This is a genomic window from Cupriavidus necator A5-1 (assembly GCF_000744095.1).
GTDB lineage: Bacteria > Pseudomonadota > Gammaproteobacteria > Burkholderiales > Burkholderiaceae > Cupriavidus > Cupriavidus necator_A.
The window spans coordinates 153,847-177,213 of the sequence record NZ_JQLI01000004.1 but is presented as its reverse complement, the minus strand read 5'-3'; the positions used below and the strand labels follow the sequence as shown (position 1 = coordinate 177,213).

The window sequence follows — 23,367 nt, the reverse complement described above, 5'->3', positions numbered from 1 at the left end:
GTGCTGGCACACCTTCCTCCAGTTGCGCGCGCACGCCTGCTGTCGGGTGCATTGGTCGTATGCCTGCTCTCGGCCTGTGCCTCGGCTCCCACGCAACCGACCCGATGGTCCATTGCCGGCGGGGAGCGTGCCGCGACCGCCGCCGGCACGCTGCCTCCAGGCCTGCAAATCCGCGTCACGGCTGCGCCTTGGATCAACCAGACCGGCTTCCTGTACTCGCTCGACTACAAGGCCGCCCAGGCAGTCGAAGTCTATGCGCAAAACCAATGGGTCGACCGGCCGCCAGTGCTGATCGAAGACCTGATGATGCGGGCCTACGCCCAGGCGCGGCCCTCGCCTCAACCGGCGCGGGCAGCCGGGGAATCACGTCCACTCGCGCTCAGCCTGCGCGTAGTGGAGTTCGTCCAGCATTACGTCAGCGCCACCGAGAGCGAGGCGCGGGTGGTGGCGGTCGCGACGCTGAGCGCATCGAACCCGCCGCAGGTACGCAGCGCGATGTTCCGGGCACAGGTGCCGGCACGCACGCCGGACGCAGCCGGCGGCGCGCAGGCATTCTCGGAGGCCAGCGATCAGCTGATCGAGCAGGTCTTTACCTGGGCGGCGGGGCGGCCGCCCGCCTCGTCCCCGCTTACCTGCCCAGGATGGTGAGGCACGCAACCGCCTCTTCCACGCCGTGCAGGCCGCCGCCGTTCTCGGCAATGGCGATGCGAGCACCATCCACCTGGCGCGCACCGGCTTCCGCCCGCAATTGGGCGACCAGCTCGAAGATCTGCCCCAGCCCGGTCGCGCCGATCGGGTGCCCTTTTGACTCGAGTCCGCCAGACGGATTGACCGGAATCCTGCCACCGATCGACGTTTCGCCACGCTCCGCTACCCAGCCGCCCGCGCCCGGCTCGCACAGACCCAGGGCCTCCACCTGGATCACCTCGCCGATGGCGCTGGCGTCATGCACTTCCGCGACCGAGACATCGGCCGGGCCAATGCCGGCGATCCGGTAGGCATCCGCCGATCCCTTGCGCACGAGGTGCGCGCCAAGGTCGGTCGGCGCGCGATCGCTGCCGCTCACCACCACCGAAGCCAGCACCCGGATCGCGCGGCTGCGGCTACCGGTCAGCCGGGCCATGCCGGCCGCATTGCAGACAATGGCAGCCGCCCCGCCATCGCTGATGGGCGAGCACATTGGCAGCGTCAGCGGGAAGGTAATGGGTGGCGCGCCAAGAACCTGGTCGATCGAGTAGGCTTCGCGGTACTGCGACAGGGGGTTGTGCACCGAATGGCCATGGTTCTTGGCGGATACTGCGGCGAACTGCCGCTGCGTCGTGCCGAACTCGCGCATATGCATCCGCCCCATCGCCGCGTAGATGTCCATGAAGACGCTGTATGGCCTGGGCGAGCTGCTGCCCGGCGGCACGTCGACACCCTGCCCCATCGCCAGCAGGCCGGCGGTGCCGGCGGCTTTCTCATGGACATCCCAGGCGCCATCGAACACGCTCAGCGTGCGTGCCTTGTCCGCCGAAAACATCTTCTCCGCACCGACTGCCAGGGCAATTTCCGCCGCCCCGGCCTTCACGTACTGGATGGCCAGATGCAGCGCCGAGCTGGCGCTGGCGCAGGCGTTCTCGATATTGAGCACGGGAATGCCCTGGATTCCCATGCTCCGCAGCGCAACTTCACCGCGGATCATGTCCTGGCCTTCCATATGCCCCTGCGTGCAATTGGAGAAGAATGCCGCCTGTAGCGCTCCCGCCTCGCACCCGGCATCTTTCAAGGCCATGGTGACCGCTTCGCGCGTCAGGTCCTTGATGCTCTTGTCCATCTGCTTGCCGAACGGCGTCATGCCGACGCCCACGATATACACCGTCTCACTCATGGTATGCCCCGTTGAGGGGGCATCGCACCGGTAGCTCGGCGCTGACGCCACCCTTGCATTCAAGTCTCAGAGGGAAGCCGCTTCCCAGGCGAGATAACCCTGTTCCGCCTGGGCACCAATCAGTTCTCGTGCACCGAACGCACCGGCCGGGGAGGCAAAGCCCACGGCTTTCAGCTTGCCGGACAGGATGCAGCGAGCCGCTTCGGCATTGAAGACGCCGGTCTGCGCGTAGGGCGAGTTGCCCCGCAGCACGACGGACACCGACGCGGTATTGCCACGGCCGTAGCACGACAGCACGCACCGGTTCACATCGGGGTCTTCGCGCGGCGGCTCCACGGTCGTCATGCCCTGGCCCCAGTCATTGGTGACCTGCTCGCGCTGCTCGTGCGGGAGCTGGCGGCACTCGGCTTCGAACTTCTGCAGCAGCCCGAGCACCGCGCCAAAGGCCTCCTGGTTCTTGAACGAAACCAGCGTGCGGACGTTGCGAACACGGCTGTCGCCCTCATACCAGACCGGCTCGCCCCCGCCGCTCCACGGCAACGCGCTCAGGGGCACGTGCTCGCCCGGTACATGGACGCTGTAAGGCGTCGCATACGGCCACTCGACCAGCTCGCGGTTCTGGATGCGATATTGCGGATTGGTGCACATGCGCAGGAACGACATGGTAGAGGCCACGCTGACCTGCGAATCCGCGAGGTACACCGACTCCAGCGTATCGATGCCCGGCGTTTCCAGGGCCAGTTCCGTCGCCAGCACGCCTTCGGCCCACATATACGAGTTCGCGGGGCACAGCAGCAGGTCGCGCTGACGGAATTTCTCGCCGAACTCCCGCTTCAGCCGGAACATCCAGTCCTGCTCGCCCGTGGTGTCCAGATAGTGCGCGCCTGCCTGCAGCGCGGCCGCGACTACAGGCAGGCCCAGCTGCATGAAGGGTCCGACCACGTTGATGACGAGCTTGCGCCCGGAAAACAGCGCGACGAGGTCCGCGTGGTCGTGGCGCACGCCAACGCAGTGATAGTCGTGCCCCTTCAGCTCAGGCACCGCTGCCATCTGCGCCTCGACGCGCGCTTGGTCCCGGCCTGCGGCAATGAAGGGAATCCCGGCAACTGCCAGCTTCCAGGCGATCAGCTTTCCGGTGTAGCCACTGGCGCCATAGACGACAACTTGATAGTGATCGGTAGCCATGGTTTGTCTCCTGCAGTTTGTGTGAATGCTTGGGTGAGGGCCGGCCGACGCAGCTCCGCGTCACGCCCGCATCTCGCGATAAAGCTGGTTGCCTTGCGCGTTGAAGGCCTCCAGCAGGAAGCGCTCCTGCGGCTTCTCCGATGCCGTCTTGGGAATCTCGGCCAGGACCTGCAGGTAGGACGGCACCATGCCTGCGCTCAGGCGCTGCCTGCACCTGGAGAAAACGGCCTGCGGATCGATCTGCCTGCCGGCGGCCGCCACGATGGCGGCTACCACGTCTTTCTCGCCCGGTGCGCCGGACGCGGCAGGCACGCCGTAGACATAGACGTCCGCAACGTCGTCGCACTCGGCAATGACCTTCTCGATCTCGCCCGGCTGGATAAAGTCCCCGTTGTGGCGAATGCCGCCGCCGATGCGATAGTCGAAATAGAGCCAGCCTTGCGCGTCGCGATGTCCGATATCCCCCATGCGCAGCCAACCTCCCTGCGTCTTCCTGCCCGATGCCTCGGGGTTGTGCAGGTAGACCACGTCGGCTGGCGAGCCATTGGCCAGCTGGAAGATCAGCTCGCCTGGCTGGCCTGGCGCCACGTCGTGGCCGTCCTCGTCGACCAGCCGCACATTGAGGAACGGCGGTGGCTTGCCGATGCTGCCGGCCGGGCCCTCGCCCGTATTGATGGTCAGCCCGCCTTCGACCGCGCCATAGAACTCCACGATGCGCACGGCGAAGCGCCGCGCGAACGCATCCCAGATGGCGGCAGGAATGCCGGCGCTGATGACGAAGCGGACCGGGTTGTCAGCATCGTCTGCCCTGGGCGGCTCGCTGTAGATCGCAGTGGTCATGCCGCCGAGCAGTGTGAAGGTCGTGCAGCCGTACTTGCGAGCGATATCCCAAAGGCGCGACTTGGTGAAGCGCCTGCTGAAAACAGCGCGCATGCCAAGCTTGAGGCTCGCTGCCAGGGTCACAATCTGCGCGTTGCCATGCGTCAGGGAGAGGCCCGTATAGGGCCTGTCATCGCGGCTGTACCCGAACAGCGGCCCCCAGCCTGCCGCGGCTCCGTAGCGGGCGTGCCGCATCACCACGCCCTTGGGGTCACCGGTGGTGCCAGAGGTGTACATGATCTGCATGGGGGCCATCGGATCCACGCTGCGGATCTCCGCCACGGGCACCGGCCCGGACAGCACGTCGGAGACACGGCGGCAGCCAGTTCTCGGGGCCGGCACGTCAGGCTCGCCGGACTCCAGCACCCAGACCCATTCCAGCGACGGCACCTGGTCCCGGACCGCCTCCAGCGCTTGCATGGCGTAGTCAGCGCAAATGACCCCCTTGCAGCCCGAGTGGCGCAGCATGTAGGCGAGCTTGTCACCGCGGGTGCGCGGATCGATCGGCACGAAGACCGTGCCGCTGATGGAGGCACCTACCATGGCGTCGACGAACTCGGGGTGGTTCTGCATCAGCAGCGCAAAGCAGTCGCCTGGCGCCATGCCGGCCTGGTCGAGTCCGGCTGCGATCCGGCAGCCGTTCTCCCATAGCTGGCGGTAAGTGCGGACTTCTTCGGTCCCGCCAGCGCTCTCGAAAGTGAGGACGTCGCGGTCCGGTTCCGATTCCACCCGGTTGGCCACCAGATTTGCCAGGATCAGTTCGTCGCGCGCGGCTGCCGTGTCGGCCGGCGCAGCTTGTGCGGTACTTGACATCACAGCCGCTCCTCATCGATCAGGTGGAAGCCGCCCTTGATGGCCAGGACCTCGTTGCAGCCGTCCTCGATGAGCGAAGCGCGCGCATCGCGCAGGATCTTCTCGATCGGGTACTCGCGCGTCAGTCCGTTGCCGCCGAAGATCTGCAGGGCATCGCTGGCGACTTCGAAGGCGTGCTGCGTCGACGTGACTTTTGCCATCATCCCGGCATGCAGCGCGGGAGGATCGTTGGTCAGGTTGTACTCGACCACGCGCTGGGCCAGCGCACGCGAGCATTCGACCTTCCTGGCTAGGTGGAACAGGCGGTGTGCGACGGACTGATGGCGGATGATCGGCACGCCACCCTGCTTGCGCTCATGCGCATAACCGAGCGCCAGTTCGTAGGCGGACCTGGCAGTGCCGGCAAACACCGTGGCCATGATGGAATTGGCGAAGGTGTGGATGGCATAGACGGCCTGCAGATAGTTATCGGGGCCGGCAAGCAGATAGTCCTTTGACAGGCACACATTGTCGAAATAGATCTCGCCCTGGTTGAGCGCGCGCTGCCCGATCTTGTCCAGCGGCTTGCCGCGCGTGACGCCCGGTGCGTCCATTGGCACATAGACCACGCAGCCGCGCTGCGTGTCGGGGCCGTCGCCGGAATCTGCCGCGCAGTAGAGGATGCAGACCTCCGCGATCGTTCCGTTCGATACCCAGGCGGACTTCTGCCCGTTGATGACCACGCTGTCGCCGTCCAGCGTCGCCACGCAGTTCGGCCGCCCGTACTTGCCCTGGGCGTGAAAGATCATGCGGTTCGCGTCGAGCGAGTCGGACCCGTGATCGGGCTCGGTGATGCCCCAGCAGCCCAGCATCGTGTCCGGGAAGCGTTCCATCAGGAAGCGGTTGCCGAACGCGGCTGCCATGAAGGCGGGCAGCAGGCCCGCGCCGATTGAGATCGCCAGGCCGGCATCGCCCCAGCCCAGTTCCTCGAACAACACGCTCATGACCTGGGCCCGCTCGGCAGGCTCGAGTTCGAAGATGGTCGCGATACTGAACCCGAGGTTGAGATACTGCTTGCGCGCAGCCCAGAACGGCGATTCGGGCGCGATCGCGGCGTCCGGTGTCATGCGGTCGAGCTGGATCCCGACCGGCCGCAGGACGTCTTCGGCAAAGCGATGAACCGTCTGCTGGACCATGGCGGCCGTTTCGGACAATGCGGGCTGTGCGCCCAGCGGGCCAAGCTTTGGCTTGGGTGAAGCCGGCGTTCCGGGTGCGACGGCGTCTGGTGTTGCCTTGGCATTCATGTCTTGTCTCCTTGGTCTGGCGTGTTGCCGGTATCCCGTGGCGCCTGCGTGGGCGCTCGATCTCTGTGCCTGAAGATTAGGGAGGCGTCCCGCGGGCGACCATCACGCCGATCCGTGAATTTGCTTCCCCGCTGGTGTCACGGAAATCCGTGAATCGCTGGTGTAGTGCCGCCTCGCGCGCTGGCGTCTGCCGCCCGGACGCGCTACGCTGGTGGCGATGTGACGCGTGCAACGGATCTGGCCCACACGGAGCTTCGCAACCCTATGATTCCTGGCGACCTGCCGCCCGCCCCGGCGCTCAACGTACTCAAGCTCGCTCCCCCGGCCGACGCCTTGCGTGGCGTGGAACGGAGTGCCATCGCCGACACCTGGGAGCATGCCCGTGCCGCGGTCACGCTGGTCTGCGCACCCGCCGGCTTTGGCAAGACCACGGTAATGCGCCAGCTGCTCGGCGCAGCTCGGCAGCAGGGATTGCCGGCTGCGTGGCTGACCGTCGATGCCGCGGACAACGACCTCGGGCGGGTGGTGCCATACCTGCGGGCCGCCCTGGGCGCGGCGCTGCCGATGCCGCTCGATATGCCTGCAACCGACCCGGGGATCGATGCCTCACGTGGCATGGCCGGCGGATCCGCCCGCCAGTTGCTCGACGCACTGTCCCGGGTGGACGCGCCGTTCGCGCTGTTTGTCGATGAGTTCGAACAGATCGCTGACCCGGCCGTCCTCTCGGTCTTCAGCGAACTGGCGTTCAGCCTCGCCCCCGGACAACGCCTTGTGTTCGGGGCGCGCCACAAGCCCGCCCTCCCCCTCGGGCGCCTGCGCGTGCAGGGGCGGCTGCTGGAGATCGACGCATCGATGCTGCGCTTCAACGCTGCCGAGATCCGGGACTACATGGTCGGATGCCGTGGCATCGCAATGGCCGATGCCGACCTCGATGCCTTGCGGGCCAGCACTGAAGGATGGCCCGCCGCGCTGCAACTCGCCGCCACGGCCTTGAACGGCCGCGCGGACTCCCGGGCCTGGTTGCGCCAGCTCTCCGGCGCCTCCGGCAACCTTGCCGAATACCTGGCCGAGGATGTGCTCTCGCGGCTGTCTGCGGAACATCGCCGCTTCGTGCTGCGCTCGTCGATCTTCGACGCCTTCTGCCCTCAGCTGTGCGATGCCGTATTCGGCGAAGCGGACAGCGCCGAATGGATTGCCCTGAGCATCCGGGATAACCTCTTCCTGCTGCCGATGGAGGCGGACGGCGACTGGTATCGCTACCACCCGCTGTTCCGCCAGTTCCTGCGCGCGCAACTGGCGCGCACGTCGGGCCCCGAGATTTCCGGCCTGCATGCCAGGGCGGCGAGATGGCTGACAGCCACTGCGCGATATGGCCAGGCCGTCGCGCACGCCGCCGAGGCGGGCGACACCGTGCTGGCGGCCGACATCCTGGAGCAATGCAGCATGGACTGCGTGCGCGGCGGGCAGATGAGCCAGGTCGCGCAGTGGATGGAAGCGCTGCCGCGTACCGAGCTCGCGCGCCGTCCTGTGCTGCTGACCGCAGGCGCATACGCCGCGGTTTTCCTGCACCGGTATGCACAGGCCGAACAATGGCTTGCCGCGCTGGAATCCCATGGTTCGGCGCCCCACCGTGAGGATGTCGCCGTGCTGCGCGTCATGCTCTCGGCCTGGTCCGACGGGCTCGACGATGCCGTCCAGGCCGCACGCGAGGCGCTTGCCGGCCCCGAACAATCCTCTCCTTTCGTCACAGGCCTGCTGCACAACGCCGTTGCCTATGGCGACATGCTGCTGGGCGAGTACGTGGCGGCCCGCCACACCCTGCTGCTGGCGCGGTGCGAGCTGGAATCGGTTGGCGCGCTCTACGGGCTGACTTACAGCGCCTGCATCGAAGGCATGATCGATATGCTGCAGGGCAACGTCCGCGACGGCGTGGCCCGCTTTAGCGCGATCCTCAACCGTACGATTGCCGCGGGCCAGCGTTATACGAGTTCCGGGCCGGTTGCGAGCGCGCTCCTTGCCGAAGCCCTCTATGAAACGGGCGAGATTGCCGCGGCGGAGGCATTGCTGGGCGAGTACTTCGGGCTGATCGGTGACACCTGCCTGCCGGACCACCTGATCGTCGCCTGCCGGATTGCATCGCGTATTGCAGCGCTGGCCGGCGACTTCCACAAGGCGCTTGGCTACCTAAACGGACTGCAGGAGCTTGGCGATGCGCGCGGCATCGCACGGCTGGGTGTGGCGGCCGCGATCGACAAGAGCCGGCTGGCCCTGCTCGCCGGCGACGTGGCCAATGCCCGGCATGCGCTGGCGGTCGCCACGTCCCGGTCAAAGCCATTCCATGTCTCACCGTATGCGGAGGATATCGACGACATTGAGATCGCGGGCTATCGCATCGCGCTTGCAGCCGGCGACAGTCGCGATGCCACGGCCCGCATGGAAGCCGCCGTGCACCATGCGGAGCGCACCGGCCGCGCGCGGCGCGCGGCGCGCTTGTCCTGGCTGCTGGCGCAGGCCGAGCTCGCCGCGGGAAGGCGGCAGCAAGCATTGACGTGGTCGGCGCAGGCCCTGCGGGCAGGGCAGGCCTGGCAGGCGATCCGGCTCTTCGCCGACGAGCCGTGGCAGCTCCAGCCGTTGCTGGCCCTGGTGGATTCGGAGCGGAGCGGACTGGATCCCGCTTACCTGGAACGGCTCCTGCAGGCCGCGAACCGTTCGTCACAGGCAGCCAGGCCGGCACGCAGCGAACAGGACGGACTGCTCAGCCCACGTGAACTGCAGATCATCCGGCGGCTGGCCGACGGGCATTCAAACAAGGAACTGGCCCGCTTGCTGTTCGTCTCGGAGAACACCATCGAAACCCACCTGCGGCGGATCAACGGCAAGCTGGGCACCGCCAACCGCATGCAGGCAGTGGCGCAGGCCAGGGTGCTCGGACTCCTGTAGGACGAAAACGGCCGGCCGCTACCGCCGCCGCCCGGAGTAGTGCCTGACTTGTGCACTGCAGCGCAAAGTACAGGGACCGGAGGCCCCATTTCCGAGTTTGTTGGGCGTATCATTTTCCCGGCGGGGCCCTGCGTCGGCAGCTCGGCTCATTGCTGCCGCGCTTGCCCCCGCCCGCTATCGTGAGCAGTTCCAGCGCCTGACCGGGGAACGGATGGCCACTGAGAAGCTACCCCTCCTGCTTGCCACGAAGCTGATTCCGCCGCGCCTGCCGGCAGGACTGATCGATCGGCCACGCCTGCTCGATCTGATGGACGCGGCCACGGCCAGGCGCCTCACCGTGATCAAGGCGCCGGCCGGGTTCGGCAAGACCTCGCTGGCGACCGCGTGGCTCACGCGATTGCATGCGGGCGGCACCCGCACTGCCTGGCTGTCGCTGGATGGCGGCGACGATGAACCGGCCCGCTTCCTCCATCATCTGGCGAAGGCGCTGCGGCAGGCGTGCAGCGGCGTCGGCGCATCAGCCATCGGCCTGACGGCGGAAACCTCGCTCATTCCGGCGCAAACCGTTATCGCGACCCTTATCAACGAGCTCACTGAGGTCGAGGATGAGGTTTGCCTGTTCCTGGACGACTATCACCTGATCGACCTCCCGGCGATTCACGACGCGGTGGCGTTCATGCTTTCGCATGCGCCGTCGAATTTCCACTTGATCATCAGCACGCGCTCGGACCCGCCCCTGCCACTTGCGCGCCTCAGGGCGCAGAACGAACTGCTGGAGATCGAAGCATCGATGCTACGGTTCAGCCTCGACGAAACGCAGCGTTTTCTGGAGCACGAATGCGCCGGCAAACTCCCGGAGCCCGACATCAGCAACCTGCACGCAACCACGGAAGGCTGGGCAGCCGCGCTGCGCATCTCCGCATCGACGCTTCTGCGGGAAAAACCCGGCGGCAGCGGCTGGGAGATCGTCGTGCCGTCCGGCACGGCGCGCCCGATTGCTGCCTACATCGAAGACATGCTCTGGCGGCTGCCCGACGAGACGGTCCGGTTCATGCTCGACACGTCCATTCTCGATGGCCTGACCGCATCGCTGTGCCAGGCGGTAACCGGACTCGACGCCAGTCAGTCCATGCTCGAATACCTTGCGACGCGGCAGTTGTTGCTGGAACCGATGGACGCGCACGGCCACTGGTATCGCTACCACCACCTCCTGCGGGAGTATCTGCGCCAACGGCTCGAATCCGGCGCGCAGGACGAGGTTGCGGCCCTGCACCTGCGCGCCTGTCGATGGTATGCGGCGCGCTGTCTCTGGACCGACGCCGTACGACATGCGATCGCCGCGAACGACAGCGACGAAGCCATCAGGCTGATCGGCAACTGCGCCATGGCACTGGTGAGGAAGGGCGACCTGCTCACCCTGATCGGCTGGCAACGCCAGTTTCCTGCCGGCCTGATGCGAGGCCAGGATGAGGTCCGGCTGGCGATAGCCTGGGGCATGGCCCTGGCCATGCGGTTCGACGAAGCCGCGGCAATGCTGGCGTCGATCGAGGACGACATGACGGCGGGAACGCTCCCCGAGCGGGAAAGCCTCCGCTGCGAATGCCAGGCGGTACGCGCTGTCGCCGCCGCGCTGCAGGACGATCCCCCGCGTGCGCTGGCCATCGCCCAGGCCTGCCTCGAACGGCCTGCCAGCCACGCCTGGACCACCAACGTGGTGTCGAACGTCGTCCGCTTTGCCCATTGGAAGGCCGGCGATCTCGAAAGCTTCTACGCGACACCCTGGATTCCCTATTCGGACGAGGATGACCAGCGCAATGTGTTCTCGTCCGTTTATTACTTCTGCCTGCTCGGACTGGCCGAGCTGCAGCAGATGCATTTCGCGCAGGCCGAGCGGCATTTCATGAAATCCATGCGCCTGGCGGAGCATCATGTCGGACCTCAGTCCCCCTCCGCCGCGGTGTGCGCGCCCCTGATTGCGCAGATCCGCTACGAACAGGACCGGCTCGACGAGGCAGAAGCGCTGATCGCCGACCGATTGCCGATCATCAATGCCGCGGTCATGCTCGACAGCGTACTGGTCGCCCACCTGGTGCTTGCGCGCATCGCCGTGGCCCGTGCCGGCACCGACAAGGCCTACGCCCTACTCGACCAGGCGCAATCCCTTGGCTACGCACGCGGATGGAACCGGCTGATTGCCGCCTCCCTGATCGAACGCATCCGGCTCCTGCTTGCAGAAGGCAGCGTCAGCGAAGCCGCTGCGTGTGTCGCGCGGCTCGACCAGCTTGCGCAGCCTTCGAACGACCCCCAGTGCTCCAACTCGAGACAGATCGAAAACTATCGCGCGCTGGGCCGTGCCTACCTGGCGATGGCCCAAAACCGCATGCAAGATGCCGCGGCATTGCTAAACACACTGCTGGAGAGCGCCGGGCGCACGCATCGCGACTACTTGGCGCTGCGCCTGCGCTGCACGCTCGCCATTGCTTTCCTGCGTGCCGATGAACGCGAGAAGGCCGTGGGCGTGTTCCGCGAAATCCTGGAAGCCGCTGCCGCCGCAGGCGTGTTCCGGACAATTCTCGACCAGGGCCTGGAGACGGGTGCGCTGCTGCGCGCGGTTCGGGAGGACACGCCTTCCACAGCGCAGAACAAGGCATTGCTCGCCTACGTCGAGCGCCTTCTGGAAGGATGGCGGGCGCGCTATCAACCCGAGGACAGCGCGGGCGCCGGGGCGGCACGCGAATCGCTGAGCGGCCGCGAACGCAATATTCTCGGCCTAATTGCCGAAGGGCAATCGAACAAGGAAATCGCCCGCACCCTTGGCATTGCGCCTGAGACGGTCAAGTCACACGTCAAGAGCATCTTCATCAAGCTGTCTGTCGACAAGCGCGCCCACGCGGTCGCACGCGCGCATTCCCTGGGCCTCGTTCGTCCCCACTGATGCGTCCCTGATGCGGTCCTGACTCCGCACTCACACCGGTCGTCCGGTTCGCGGCTTCCGTCCGCGCCTTTTTCCCTCCCCCATCGACGATCCCCTTTTCGGGGGATGGTTGCGCTTTTGCCCAGCACCGACGATAGCCCCAAGCACAAAACGCCGCCGCACCACAACAGTGTGATGGTTCGAGTGTTCTTTGCGCGCCACTGATTCCGTATTTCAGGAGAACAGAATGCAGGACCAGGTGATGGGAATGACTCCCTCGGCATATGCGTATCCGCTGCTGATCAAGCAGTTGCTGAATACGCCGCTTGCCCACGCAGCCGATCAGGAGATCGTCTACCGCGGCAAGCACCGCCAGACCTACGCCACCCTGCGCGAGCGCATCGGGCGGCTGGCCAACGGCCTGAGCCGGCTCGGAACAGCACACGGTACGACCGTGGCCGTAATGGACTGGGATAGCCACCGCTACCTCGAGTGCTATTTCGCGGTGCCGATGATGGGTGCCGTGCTGCAGACCGTGAACGTGCGCCTCTCGCCGGAGGAGATCCTTTACACGATCAATCATGCCGGCGCGGAAGTACTGTTCGTGCACACGGACTTCCTGCCAGTGGTAGAGTCGATCCGGGACAAGCTCGAAACCGTCCGGATCTTCGTCAGCATCGACGATGAGGGCGGCAATGCCCCCCAGCATTCGATCCCTTTATCTACCGACTACGAGACGCTGCTCGCCGCAAGCCCGATCGAGTACGACTTCCCCGACTTCGACGAGAACACCCGGGCAACGACGTTCTACACGACCGGCACCACCGGGCTGCCGAAGGGCGTCTATTTCTCGCATCGCCAGCTAGTGCTGCACACCATCACGCTGATGGCCGCGCTGGCCAGCCCGGAATCCGGTCAGCGCTTCCACCGTGGCGATGTGTATATGCCGCTCACGCCGATGTTCCATGTGCACGCGTGGGGCATGCCGTACGTGGCGACGGTGCTTGGCGTGAAGCAGGTCTACCCCGGCCGCTATGCGCCGGACCAGATCATGCGGCTGGTGCGCGATGAAGGTGTCACCTTCTCGCATTGCGTCGGCACCATCCTGCATATGCTGCTGGGCTGCGCCGAAGGAAAGTCCGTCGACCTGAGCCGCTGGAAGATGGTGATCGGCGGCGGCGCCCTGCCCCATGGCCTGGCACGCGCCGCACTCGAGCGCGGCATCGATGTGTTCAGCGGCTACGGCATGTCGGAGACGGGCCCGCTGCTGACCCTGGCGCAGCTCGCACCCGATGCCAGCCCGCGCGACACCGACGACGAGGTTCGCCTGCGCTGCAAGACCGGCGTGCCGGTGCCGCTGGTGGACCTGCGCATTGTGGACTCGAACATGCAAGACCTGCCGCACGACGGCAAGGCCTGCGGCGAGATTGTGGTGCGGGCGCCGTGGCTGACCCAGGGCTACCTGAACAATGCGCAGGCATCCGAACAGCTCTGGGAAGGCGGCTACCTGCATACGCAGGACATCGCCAACATCGATGCCCACGGCTACGTCCAGATCACGGACCGCATCAAGGACGTGATCAAGTCCGGCGGCGAATGGGTCTCGTCGCTCGAGATCGAGAGCCTGATTTCCACGCACCCCGCAGTAGCCGAGGTAGCAGTCATCGGCATCAAGGACGAGAAGTGGGGCGAGCGGCCCGCCGCGCTGGTCGTGCTCAAGGCGGACGCTGCTGCGCCCGCCAGCGAGGATGACATCAAGCGGCACGTGCTCACCTACAGCGAGTCAGGCCGTATCTCCAAATATGCCGTGCCGCAGGTTGTCAGGATCATCCCCGCACTGGAGAAGACCAGCATCGGCAAGCTGAACAAGAAGCTGATGCGCGAGCAGTTCGCCTGAGCCTTCCCGACCGGTTTCAAGGAAACACCATCATGAGCATCCCTGGGTACAGCATGGCCACGCTGGGCAAATTTGTCGGCCGGGAACTGGGCGTTTCGGACTGGGTCCTGGTCGACCAGGCACGCATCGACGCCTTCGCGAAATGCACCGGCGACAGGCAATGGATCCACGTTGACGTTGAGCGCGCAAAACGCGAAAGCCCGTTCGGCGGAACCATCGCGCACGGCTACCTGACGCTGTCGCTGCTGGCATCGCTGGCCATCGAAATCGGGCTCATTCCCAAGGACGCCTCATCCGGACTGAACTACGGGCTGGACAAGGTGCGCTTCATGGCGCCGGTGAAAGCCGGCTCGCGGTTGCGCAGCCGCGTGGCCCTGATGTCCGTCGCGGACAAGGGCAACGGCCGCTACATGGTGAAGCTGGCGAACGAGCTGCAGATCGACGGCGAGAGCAAGCCGGCGCTGCTCGCAGAGACATTGGCGCTGCTGGTGGCATGACACACAGGCTGGTGCCAGGGCAAGACACGAGGTATGAGGAGACAGCAATGACGGCAGTGATCGAAAAGCACGAGAGCGGCAGTGCAGCAGACGCAAGTGCGACCCAGGACAAGCCACGCTTGCGCGGGCCCAACCCGTTTGTGGGCATGCGCCCGCGCGACATCGTGGCAACTGCGCAGCAGATTGGCGTGCAGGCCGTGCGCCACCCCGTGCAGCTGCTGGAGCAGGAAGCCGCCCTGGCGCGCGAGCTGGGATCGGTGCTGGCCGGCAAATCGACGACGGCGCCGCAGAAGGGCGACCGGCGCTTCTCGGACCCGGCCTGGCAGGACAATCCGCTGTACCGCATGTCGATGCAAGGCTACCTGGCCTGGTGCAATGCGCTGTCCGGTTTCATCGAGCGCTCCGCACTGGACGAAAAAAGCAAGGAGCGCGCACAGTTCGTGATGTCGCTGATGACCGATGCGCTGTCGCCGACCAACACGCTGCTCGGCAACCCGGCTGCGCTGAGGAAGATCATCGAGTCGGGTGGCGCCAGCCTGATTTCCGGGCTGCGCAATATCTTCACCGATGCATTGACGAACCAGGGCATGCCGTCTCAGGTGGACAAGAGCGCGTTCGAGGTCGGCAGGAACCTCGGCACCTCGCCCGGGGCGGTGGTGTTCCGCAACGAGGTACTCGAACTGATCCAGTACACGCCGGCCACGCCCAATGTGTATGCGCGCCCGCAACTGATCGTGCCGCCGCAGATCAACAAGTTCTATATCTTCGACTTGTCCGAAGGCAAGAGCATCGTCGACTCCATGCTCCGGAACCAGTTCCAGGTGTTTGTCGTGAGCTGGCGCAATCCGGCGATCGAGCATCGCGACTGGGATCTCGACACTTATGTCAGCGCGCTGGTCGAAGCCATCGCCGCGATCCGCGACATCACAGGCAGCGATGATGTGAACCTGCACGGCGCCTGCTCCGGTGCGATGACGATGGCGGCGTTGCTCGGCCATCTGGAAGCCCGCAAGGAGAAGCTCGTCCACGCATCCACGCTGATGGTGGCCGTGCTCGACAGTACCGCCGATTCGCAGATTGGTCTCTTCGCCACGCCGGAGAGCATCTCGGCGGCCAAGCAGGCCAGCATCCTGAAGGGCGTGCTGGAGGGCGAGGACATGGGGCGCGTGTTCGCCTGGATGCGGCCCAATGACCTGGTGTGGAACTACTGGGTCAACAACTACCTGCTGGGCAACGCGCCGCCGGTCTTCGACATCCTGTACTGGAACAACGACACCACGCGCCTGCCGGCGAAGTTCCATGGCCAGTTGCTCGACATCTTTGCCGGCAACCTGTTCGCCAAGCCGCGTGCGCTGACCGTGCTCGGCACGCCGATCGACCTGTCCGAGGTCTCGTGCGACAAGTACGTGGTGGCCGGCATCACGGATCACATCACGCCGTGGAAGGGTGTCTACAACACTGCCCGGACCTTTGGCGGCAATACCCGCTTCGTGCTGAGTTCGAGCGGCCACATCCAGAGCCTGATCAACCCGCCGGGCAACCCGAAGGCTAAGTACTTCCTCAACCCGGAACTGCCGGAGAACCCCGACGACTGGCTCCTGAGCGCCAGGCCCGAAGCGGACTCCTGGTGGGACGACTGGCGCCAGTGGCTGGCCGATCGTTCCGGCGAGCTGCGCCCGGCGCCGGCAAAGGCCGGCAATAAGCGCCACCCGCCCCTTGCCGCCTCACCGGGGACTTATTTTGCCGAGTGATGCAGCCAGGCTGGCCTGCATGACTCCCGTTTTCACAACCCGCACTATCCGGAGATCTTCATCATGGAATCCACCAAGCCGAACAACCTGTTCACCGAGTACACCAACATGATCAAGCAGTTCAAGTTGCCGGGCTTCGACGTCGGTGCGATCATGGAATCTCGCCGCAAGGACATCGAAGCGCTGTTGGCTGCCAACGGCACCGCACTATCCGGCGTCCAGTCGCTCGCCCAGAAGCAGGCCGACATCCTGCGCGCGGCCATGGCAGACGTGCAATCGCTGATCGCGCAACGCACGACTCCGGGTGCGAAGGCATCAGAGAGCAGCAGCGAGCTGCTTCAGCAGGGCTTCCGCAAGGCGGTGACGAACATGCAGGATCTGGCCGATACTGCCTACAAGACCCAGGCGGACTGCTTCGCGGTGATCAGCAAGCGCGCGGCTGAGAACGTGGAGGAACTCAAGGCGCGCCTGCAACCTGGCAAGTGACCCGGCGCCGGCACGGCAAACGCCGGCCCTCCAGAACGCGGTGCCCACACGGAAAGCCACCTGAATGCGTGAACCAAATATCAGCCTCGAGGCGGACAGCGCCTTGCAGATCCAGACCATCGACTTGGATGGCCAGGCGCTGCGTGTGGGCATCCGCCCCGGCAGCGACGCATCGCCGCCGTTGATGGTCTTCAATGGCATCGGCGCCAATCTAGAGCTGGTCAAGCCTTTCGCCGAGGCCCTTGGAGACGTCGGCGTCATTATTTTCGATGTGCCGGGCGTCGGCGGCTCGCCGGTGCCGCTGGTGCCCTATCGCTTCTCGAACCTGGCCGTGATGGCCGACAAGCTGCTCACGCGGCTCGGCCATCACGGGCCGGTGGATGTTCTCGGCGTATCGTGGGGCGGTGCGCTCGCACAGCAGTTTGCGCACCTGTATCCGACGCGATGCCGCCGGCTGATCCTGGCCGCGACATCGCCCGGCGTGATCATGGTGCCGGGCAAGCTCTCGGTCCTGTCGAAGCTGGTCATGCCGCGCCGCTATACGGACCCGGCCTACCTGCAGAAGATCGGAGCGGAGATCTACGGAGGCGCCTACCGCACGAATGCCCATTTGCTGACGGAGCACGCCAGGCATATCCAGCCACCGCGGGGGCGCGGCTACGTCTATCAGTTGCTGGCCGCATGGGGGTGGAGCAGCCTGCCCTGGCTCGGTACACTACGCCAGTGCACGCTGGTCATGCACGGCAACGACGACCCCATCGTGCCGCTCGCTAACGCCAGGATTCTGGCCGCGCGCATTCCAAAGGCAAAGCTTCACGTGATCGATGACGGCCATCTGTTCCTTGTTGCACGCGCAGGCGATGTGGCACCCGTCATCCGGAAATTCCTTCGACAGGCATCGTGTTGAGCTATCTGACAGGCGCCAGGGAAACCAGGCGAACGGCGGCGGCCAGTGCGCCTGAACTGCGGGAGCAGGAGCGGCTGGCCCGCATGCGAACCCCACGGCGCTCGTGCCGGGGGGCTGCGTCAGCTACGCCGGCATCCACAGCGACAGCCGCATCGCTGGCAGTCAAGCACACACGGCCTTTTCAGGCAAGCAACACAACTCAACTATGAACTTGGGAGATCGCGTGAAGAATCGCGTCGCCGCGCGAAGTTAAACTGGCGTCTATATATCCGTTCCGTCGTCGTTTGACGGTTATCAGCTGCTGCTTATGCAAAACGTCCAGTTCGACTCGATCCAGGACATGGGAAAGATTGCCGTCCTTAACGAGCATCAATGTAGCAAGCTCGTGCGCGCTTAGCACATCTGTCTCCATATTATTCTTGAAAGTTTCCGTCTCACCTAAAGCGCAGCAAGGTTATGTGCTAAAGGGCGAGACCGTCGGCGCCCAGGTCGGCACGGTGTTCCTCGACATGCTCAACAAGAAGGGGCTGCGCGAGCGCGCCGCTACCCCAGCCCCCGAACCAGAAGATCTGGCGCGGCCGCTGCGGCGACTCCGCCAGGCGCAGAGGGATCTACTGCCGCCGGTAACTCGCGTGCAGATGGCGCTTCATCCTTGGGTGGCTTTTACTGACATGCCGTTATTCGCCTTGGCGAATGCCGGCGTGAGCCTCGATGGCGTCGACCTCGCGACGTCGACCTCGCGAGCGATGGAGCACGGAACGTGCTAATTGGCGTCTTTCTGCCCTCGTTTTAGGCAACGCGCGGAGGGCCGTTTCGTTTGCGCTAAATCCGTAATGCACTGTCAACGTTGATAGACATACGTCCCAGGCGCGTCGGCCAGAATCGGTAAGCCACGGCCAGGCGCACCCATTGCCGGTGGCGGGACGCGCTCGCGCGACGACCGGGCCTCCAGCCATTCGACCCATGCTGGCCACCAGGAGCCTTCGCGGAATTCAGCACGCTCGCTCCACCGGTCCGCGTGAAGGCACGGGTCTTCCGCCTTCTTGTGGGCGAACCAGTAGTGCCGTCCCGGGTGCCCGGGCTCGCTGACGATGCCGGCATTGTGACCGCCGCTGGTCAGCACAAACGTTACGTCGGTGTCGCTCAGATAGTGAATCTTGTAGACAGACGGCCATGGCGCGATGTGATCCCATTCCGTGCCGACGGCGAAGATCGGTGCCCGGATGTTCTGGATCGCAACCGGATGTTCGTCCACCACGTACCTGCCGGCGGCAAGGTCGCTGTTCAGGAAGAGCGACCTCAAATACTCCGAATGCATGCGGTAGGGGAGGCGGGTCGCGTCCGCGTTCCAGGCAATGAGGTCGTTCATTGCGGGCGGCTCACCCATTAGGTAATGGCGAAGCATGCGGGACCAGATGAGATCGTTCGAGCGTAGTAGCTGGAAGGCCCCCGCCATATGGAAGGCCGGGAGGTATCCCCGTTGCCACATCAGGCCCTCCAGTGACTCGACCTGGCTGTGATCGATGAAAAGCTCGAGTTCTCCCGGCTCGCTGAAGTCTGTCTGGGCAGCGAGCAGCGTCATGGATGCGAGCCGCTCGTCCGCCACGTGCGCCATGGCAGCGGCGGCAATCGACAGCAGCGTGCCCCCGAGGCAGTAGCCGATTCCCTGGATCTTGCTGTCCGGCACGATGGTGCCGATGGCGCCTAGAGCAGCCATCACCCCCAGCCGGCGATAGTCGTCCAACCCCACATTGCGATCGGCGGCCGTGACGTTGCGCCAGGAGATGCAGAAGACCGTGAATCCCTGGCCGACCAGGTAGCGGATGAGTGAGTTTTCCGGCGACAGATCGAGGATGTAGAACTTCATGATCCAGGCCGGGACAATCAGCAGTGGCTCCGGATGGACAGTGTCGGTCGACGGCGCGTACTGGACGAGTTCGATGAGGTGATTCCGGTAGACGACCTTGCCCGGCGTGATCGCGACATCTTTGCCGACCCGAAATATGTCGGTGCCGGCCGGCGGCTCGCCGTTCAGATTCCGGCTGAGGTCATCAAGGAAACGCAGGAATCCGTCGACGAAGCTCCGTCCCCCGCTCTGCAGGGCCCGATTAATCACTTCCGGATTGGTAAAGATGGAATTCGACGGCGAAAAGACATCCAGGACCTGTCGCGTCGAGAACGAGACGACATTCTCGTGGTGCGGTGAGACCCCGGGCACTTCGTGAGTAGCGTTGTGCCACCATTGCTGCGTAAGGAGAAATGCCTGATACCAGAGCAAGAATGGCGGTTCATGCCAGGCGTCGGCACGAAACCGCGCGTCGCCCGGCAGCGGCTCGATGCAGTTGGGCACCTCATCACCAGTTACCACCCTGCGGACGGCATGTGCTGCCAGCCGGCCTGACTTTAACCACGCCTTGATGACAAGTTCGGCTTGCTTTCCAGGAGAACGGGCAAGATGGACCAGCCAGTCGGAATAGGCAAGCCACAACGCAGTCGGTGAAATTCCACCCGTCGCGTTTGCTGCCATGGCGGCAGCAGTGCGGTCGACGGCGCGAAACAGCTCGACCCCACCCGGCTCGTCATGATGCGGGACAAGCGAGGTCGGGGTCGCCGCCCTCGAACCAGGTCCATGCGGGCCGCTGGGTCCCCGGCCCGTTCTCGTCACTGGCTGTGGATTCTTCACGTAGCGCCTCCCAATCAGGGTATCAGTGCAGCTTAGGCACACCAGATGGTGTCAGGAAAGGACTGTTTCCCAAATAGTCTCGCTAGCTTGCCGGAGGTCCAGGACGATGCGGGGTGGGGTACGTAAGCTAACCTAGTCATAAATGGTCGGTCAGCACACGTGCCTTGCTTGACGGAGGGAATCCATGGACATAGGCAGGCAGCGCCCACCGCAGGCCCTGTTCAACCCGCTCGCCTTATGGAGCGAATGGATTTGCTCGACGGCTTCCTGCTGCATATTGCAGCTTGCGGAGGCCTCGAGATCGCAGCAATTTGCGCAGTGCGATCGGCTCTTCCAGCAGGCCATCAAGGCATTTGGTACGCCAGCCTTTGACATCGAGCAGGTCGAATTCGACGACCGTAGGATGCCGGTGAGCGAGTCCGTGGTCATGGAGTCCGAGTTTTGCCGATTGCGCAGCTTCTCGTGTAAGCGCGGCAGATCTGGCAAGAGGGCACGACGCATCCTGTTATGCGCGCCGCTGGCGGGCCATCATGCCGTGCAGATGAGAGAAGTGGTGCAATCGTTACTGCCGCATGCGGACGTCTATGTCTCCGACTGGGTGGATGCCAGGGACATTCCCCGAGCAGCGGGGGATTTCCACCTCGACGACGTTGTGCTGACATTGCAGCACTTCATGGTGGGACTGAAGCCTGCGAAGCTGGACGTGTTGGCCATCTGCCAGGCTACTGTGCCCGCCCTTGCCGCGGCGGCACGCCTGGCTGGCGCAGGCTATCCTGAGCCGCGCTCATTGGTATTGCTAGGCGGGCCCATTGATCCACGTTGTAATCGGACTCCGCTGACTCGCATGGCTGAAAGCCTGCCTCCTAGCTGGCTCGACGCACTGGGAACGCACATCGTGCCCTCGGGGTACCCGGGTGCGGGTCGGCGAGTCTACGCAGGTTTCCTGCAGTACCCCTCACTGATACTGGGGCAGCCGGAGCGGCAGTTCTCCCTCTTCTTCGATTACATCCAGAGCCAGGGGGCCGGCGACGCGCAGACGGCGCGCGAGGCCGAACGATCGATCGCACACTATGGCGCTCTCCTGGACATGCCGGCGGAGTTCATCCTGGATACCCTCCGTGTGGTGTTCCAGCAAACGCTCCTGCCCAAAGGCATTTGGCGCGTGGCGGGGAGTCTGGTACGCCCAGATCAGTTGCGCGAGACCCGCTTGCTGACCATTGAGGGAAGCCGCGACACGATTTCCGGAGCAGGCCAGACCCACGCCGCCCAGGGTTTATGCGTGGGCGTGCCGGCAGAGCGCCGGCACCGGATCACCATCGCAGGCTGCGATCACTACGGACTATTTGGCGGACCCAACTGGCGGACGGCTGTCTATCCGGCCGTCCACGACTGGCTGGTTGGCTAGAGCCGCTCATGCAGCCCCGCAGACACACCAAATCAGCCCTGGCCCGGGCGCAATGCATCCCTCACTGCGAGCACGATTTTCACGCAGGTTGTTCCGTGATGAACAGGAGCGTGTGATGACCGTAGTTGTACTCCCAACCGATGGTTCTCCTTTCAGCGGCTGAAGGCGTGCGTGCCGGAGATGAAAAAGCGCGGCGGAACGGTCGTCAGCTTCGCCTCGATCTCCGCGGGCGTGGCGCAATCGGGCCGCTGGCTGTACCCGATCACCAAGGCGGCGATGCAGCAGTCACCCGCAGCGCCACGCTTGGGCGTGATCACAGCCGAGCAGGCCGTGAAGGACCCTTTCGCGCTGGAGTCCGTGCTCGCGTCGGGCGCGGCCCCCCGCGACACTCTTGCCGTTAGCTAACACTTCCCCTTGCCGGGTGTGTAGAGGACTTGCATTTCCAAGTCACCAGCCTGGCCACACAGTCAAACCAGTTGCGCCTTCGCGCAACGCGCCATGCACGGCGCACGAAAAAAATGGCCAGCATTTCTGCCGGCCAAACGTCCTTAACAGTGAAAGCCAAGGTCGATATGAAGTTGTCGCTGGCGCGCCCAGGGAGCGCGCCTCGTCCTGCGCGTGGGAAATTAGAAGCGATGACGCAAGCCAAGCATTGCGCCGGTCTGGTTTTGGCCTGGCATCGTATTGGGCGTACTGGTCACACCAAAGGTCGCATTGCCCTTGTTGTTCACGTAGCCGAGCAGCAGGTACGCGTCGGTGCGCTTGGACAAAGCGTAGTCGGCGTTCAGCACGAACATCCACGAATCCTTGCTGTCGGTGCGGGCGTCGGTGTAGTAAGCCGCACCGGTCAGGGTAAAGGCGGGAGTGAACTTGTAGTTCGCGCCAAGCCAGTACAGGTTGTCGTGACGGGCCGTACCAGTCGTAACTTCGTCACGCATCCAGCGGTAGCCGCCAAACACCTTGGCAGCACCGAAGGCATACGACGTACCAATCGCAGCACGCTTCGCGGCGAGGTCCGCAGAAGCAAGGGTGCTGCCCTGGAACTGGTCGTAGGCGACGCCCACCGAGAACGGTCCGTTCGCGTAGGCCAAACCACCGCCAAAGTTGGTGCCGACCTTGAAGTGGCCTGGCACTTCGCCGCCGAGGCCAGCGTTGACGTCACGGCCGAAGCTGTAGAAGCCGGTTGCCGTCAAGCCGCCGAACTTGCCAGTGTACTTGATAGCGTTGTCGGCACGACCGTTAAATTGATTGTCGACCGAATTCAGCGAGTACATTGGGCCCGCCGCCATGGGGTCATAGGCCCCGAACAGGTCATACAGCGAATTTTGCTGTCGGCCGAGGGTGACGGCACCGAAATTGCCCTGCAGGCCAACATAGGCCTGGCGACCGAACAGTCTGCCCCCCTGCGCGGATTTACCGCTATCGATATCGAAGCCACTTTCCAGCACGAAGATGCCATTCAGGTTGCTGCCGAGGTCCTCGACCCCGCGCAGCCCCCAGCGCGAACCTGAGAGGCCGCCGGAAGTCACGCCAACGACCGAGCCACTACCGTTAGCGCCACCATTGACGTGGTTTTGGAAACTGATGCCGGCATCAGCGATGCCATAGAGCGTCACGTTGGACGAGGATTGGGCAAAGGCAGAGCCGGACATGGCGCAAGCTGCGGCTGCCACTACGAGAGCTTTTTTCACTGTCAATTCCAGTTTATTTTTGAGCAAAGAGTCCTGGCGGTGGCGTCACGGCTTGCACGCGAGCCGAAACCATCCACCGACGCGGCCGCCAGATAGTGCGACAGGAATGTGACAGGAATGAGTAAACAATTATGCCGCATCAGGTACAATAATTTCAGAATTACGA

General features: G+C 64.5%; 16 protein-coding genes and 1 pseudogene. 11 read left to right on the top strand and 6 right to left on the bottom strand.

Annotated elements, in window-relative coordinates:
• On the top strand, positions 1-648 hold the full coding sequence (locus K307_RS22745; RefSeq protein ID WP_042882997.1) for an ABC-type transport auxiliary lipoprotein family protein: 648 nt from the start codon (positions 1-3) through the stop codon (positions 646-648).
• On the opposite strand, the gene K307_RS22740 is transcribed toward K307_RS22745, so the two are convergent.
• The 4 genes from K307_RS22740 to K307_RS22725 form a co-directional block, all read right to left on the bottom strand.
• A complete protein-coding gene (locus K307_RS22740; protein ID WP_042882996.1) occupies positions 629-1,870 on the bottom strand; it encodes a thiolase family protein in 1,242 nt (413 codons plus the stop codon). The two genes, K307_RS22745 and K307_RS22740, sit on opposite strands and share 20 nt — an antisense overlap.
• Positions 1,871-1,936: 66 nt before the next feature.
• The gene (locus K307_RS22735) at positions 1,937-3,055 is read right to left on the bottom strand and encodes a saccharopine dehydrogenase family protein (protein WP_042882995.1); all 1,119 of its coding nucleotides are present in this window, start codon (positions 3,053-3,055) and stop codon (positions 1,937-1,939) included.
• A 60-nt stretch (positions 3,056-3,115) separates the two neighbouring features.
• Positions 3,116-4,747 (bottom strand): AMP-binding protein, encoded by a 1,632-nt coding sequence (locus K307_RS22730; RefSeq protein WP_051975115.1) that lies wholly within the window; start codon positions 4,745-4,747, stop codon positions 3,116-3,118.
• Positions 4,747-6,030, bottom strand: a complete 1,284-nt coding sequence (locus K307_RS22725; protein ID WP_042882994.1) for an acyl-CoA dehydrogenase family protein — start codon at positions 6,028-6,030, stop codon at positions 4,747-4,749. The genes K307_RS22730 and K307_RS22725 overlap by 1 nt, the downstream gene beginning before the upstream one ends.
• A gap of 264 nt (positions 6,031-6,294) precedes the next feature.
• Between K307_RS22725 and K307_RS22720 the strand changes: the two genes are divergently transcribed.
• From K307_RS22720 to K307_RS49705, 8 genes are all read left to right on the top strand, one after another.
• On the top strand, positions 6,295-8,970 hold the full coding sequence (locus tag K307_RS22720) for a LuxR C-terminal-related transcriptional regulator (protein WP_042882992.1): 2,676 nt from the start codon (positions 6,295-6,297) through the stop codon (positions 8,968-8,970).
• Between the two features lie 100 nt (positions 8,971-9,070).
• Positions 9,071-11,905, top strand: a complete 2,835-nt coding sequence (locus K307_RS22715; protein ID WP_230626013.1) for a LuxR C-terminal-related transcriptional regulator — start codon at positions 9,071-9,073, stop codon at positions 11,903-11,905.
• 247 nt (positions 11,906-12,152) lie between these two features.
• The gene (locus tag K307_RS22710; protein ID WP_230626011.1) at positions 12,153-13,781 is read left to right on the top strand and encodes a fatty acid--CoA ligase; all 1,629 of its coding nucleotides are present in this window, start codon (positions 12,153-12,155) and stop codon (positions 13,779-13,781) included.
• Between the two features lie 32 nt (positions 13,782-13,813).
• On the top strand, positions 13,814-14,278 hold the full coding sequence (locus K307_RS22705; protein ID WP_042882988.1) for a MaoC family dehydratase: 465 nt from the start codon (positions 13,814-13,816) through the stop codon (positions 14,276-14,278).
• A 146-nt stretch (positions 14,279-14,424) separates the two neighbouring features.
• Positions 14,425-16,029, top strand: a complete 1,605-nt coding sequence (locus K307_RS22700; RefSeq protein WP_230626065.1) for an alpha/beta fold hydrolase — start codon at positions 14,425-14,427, stop codon at positions 16,027-16,029.
• A gap of 63 nt (positions 16,030-16,092) precedes the next feature.
• Positions 16,093-16,515, top strand: a complete 423-nt coding sequence (locus K307_RS22695; RefSeq protein WP_042882986.1) for a phasin family protein — start codon at positions 16,093-16,095, stop codon at positions 16,513-16,515.
• Between the two features lie 64 nt (positions 16,516-16,579).
• On the top strand, positions 16,580-17,422 hold the full coding sequence (gene phaZ, locus K307_RS22690) for a poly(3-hydroxyalkanoate) depolymerase (RefSeq protein ID WP_042882984.1): 843 nt from the start codon (positions 16,580-16,582) through the stop codon (positions 17,420-17,422).
• Positions 17,423-17,931: 509 nt separating this feature from the next.
• Entirely contained in the window at positions 17,932-18,189 is a 258-nt protein-coding gene (locus K307_RS49705) for a Na+/H+ antiporter NhaA (RefSeq protein WP_329955923.1), read from the top strand.
• Positions 18,190-18,263: 74 nt separating this feature from the next.
• On the opposite strand, the gene K307_RS22680 is transcribed toward K307_RS49705, so the two are convergent.
• The gene (locus K307_RS22680; protein WP_051975114.1) at positions 18,264-20,087 is read right to left on the bottom strand and encodes an alpha/beta fold hydrolase; all 1,824 of its coding nucleotides are present in this window, start codon (positions 20,085-20,087) and stop codon (positions 18,264-18,266) included.
• 202 nt (positions 20,088-20,289) lie between these two features.
• On the opposite strand from K307_RS22680, the gene phaZ (K307_RS22675) reads away from it, so the two are divergent.
• Together phaZ (K307_RS22675) and K307_RS47970 are read left to right on the top strand one after the other, a co-directional pair.
• Positions 20,290-21,510: a polyhydroxyalkanoate depolymerase gene (gene phaZ, locus K307_RS22675; protein ID WP_230626007.1), complete on the top strand. Its 1,221-nt coding sequence runs from the start codon at positions 20,290-20,292 to the stop codon at positions 21,508-21,510.
• Between the two features lie 162 nt (positions 21,511-21,672).
• Positions 21,673-21,795, top strand: a pseudogene (locus tag K307_RS47970) (short-chain dehydrogenase); the annotation flags it as partial.
• A gap of 341 nt (positions 21,796-22,136) precedes the next feature.
• Here the strand turns inward: K307_RS47970 and K307_RS22665 are convergent.
• Positions 22,137-23,201 carry a porin gene (locus K307_RS22665; protein ID WP_042882978.1) on the bottom strand — a complete coding sequence of 355 codons (1,065 nt, stop codon included), beginning with the start codon at positions 23,199-23,201 and terminating at the stop codon, positions 22,137-22,139.
• Between the last annotated feature and the right edge of the window lie 166 nt (positions 23,202-23,367).

What these genes read in the sequence shown, in the direction of transcription:
- K307_RS22710 (WP_230626011.1), top strand. Translation starts at nt 12,153, where the DNA reads ATGACTCCCTCGGCATATGCGTATCCGCTGCTGATCAAGCAGTTGCTG.
- K307_RS22730 (WP_051975115.1), bottom strand. Translation starts at nt 4,747, where the DNA reads ATGTCAAGTACCGCACAAGCTGCGCCGGCCGACACGGCAGCCGCGCGC.
- K307_RS49705 (WP_329955923.1), top strand. Translation starts at nt 17,932, where the DNA reads ATGCTCAACAAGAAGGGGCTGCGCGAGCGCGCCGCTACCCCAGCCCCC.
- K307_RS22720 (WP_042882992.1), top strand. Translation starts at nt 6,295, where the DNA reads ATGATTCCTGGCGACCTGCCGCCCGCCCCGGCGCTCAACGTACTCAAG.
- phaZ (WP_042882984.1), top strand. Translation starts at nt 16,580, where the DNA reads ATGCGTGAACCAAATATCAGCCTCGAGGCGGACAGCGCCTTGCAGATC.
- K307_RS22705 (WP_042882988.1), top strand. Translation starts at nt 13,814, where the DNA reads ATGAGCATCCCTGGGTACAGCATGGCCACGCTGGGCAAATTTGTCGGC.
- K307_RS22735 (WP_042882995.1), bottom strand. Translation starts at nt 3,055, where the DNA reads ATGGCTACCGATCACTATCAAGTTGTCGTCTATGGCGCCAGTGGCTAC.
- K307_RS22740 (WP_042882996.1), bottom strand. Translation starts at nt 1,870, where the DNA reads ATGAGTGAGACGGTGTATATCGTGGGCGTCGGCATGACGCCGTTCGGC.
- K307_RS22725 (WP_042882994.1), bottom strand. Translation starts at nt 6,030, where the DNA reads ATGAATGCCAAGGCAACACCAGACGCCGTCGCACCCGGAACGCCGGCT.
- K307_RS22695 (WP_042882986.1), top strand. Translation starts at nt 16,093, where the DNA reads ATGGAATCCACCAAGCCGAACAACCTGTTCACCGAGTACACCAACATG.
- phaZ (WP_230626007.1), top strand. Translation starts at nt 20,290, where the DNA reads ATGGACATAGGCAGGCAGCGCCCACCGCAGGCCCTGTTCAACCCGCTC.
- K307_RS22700 (WP_230626065.1), top strand. Translation starts at nt 14,425, where the DNA reads ATGCGCCCGCGCGACATCGTGGCAACTGCGCAGCAGATTGGCGTGCAG.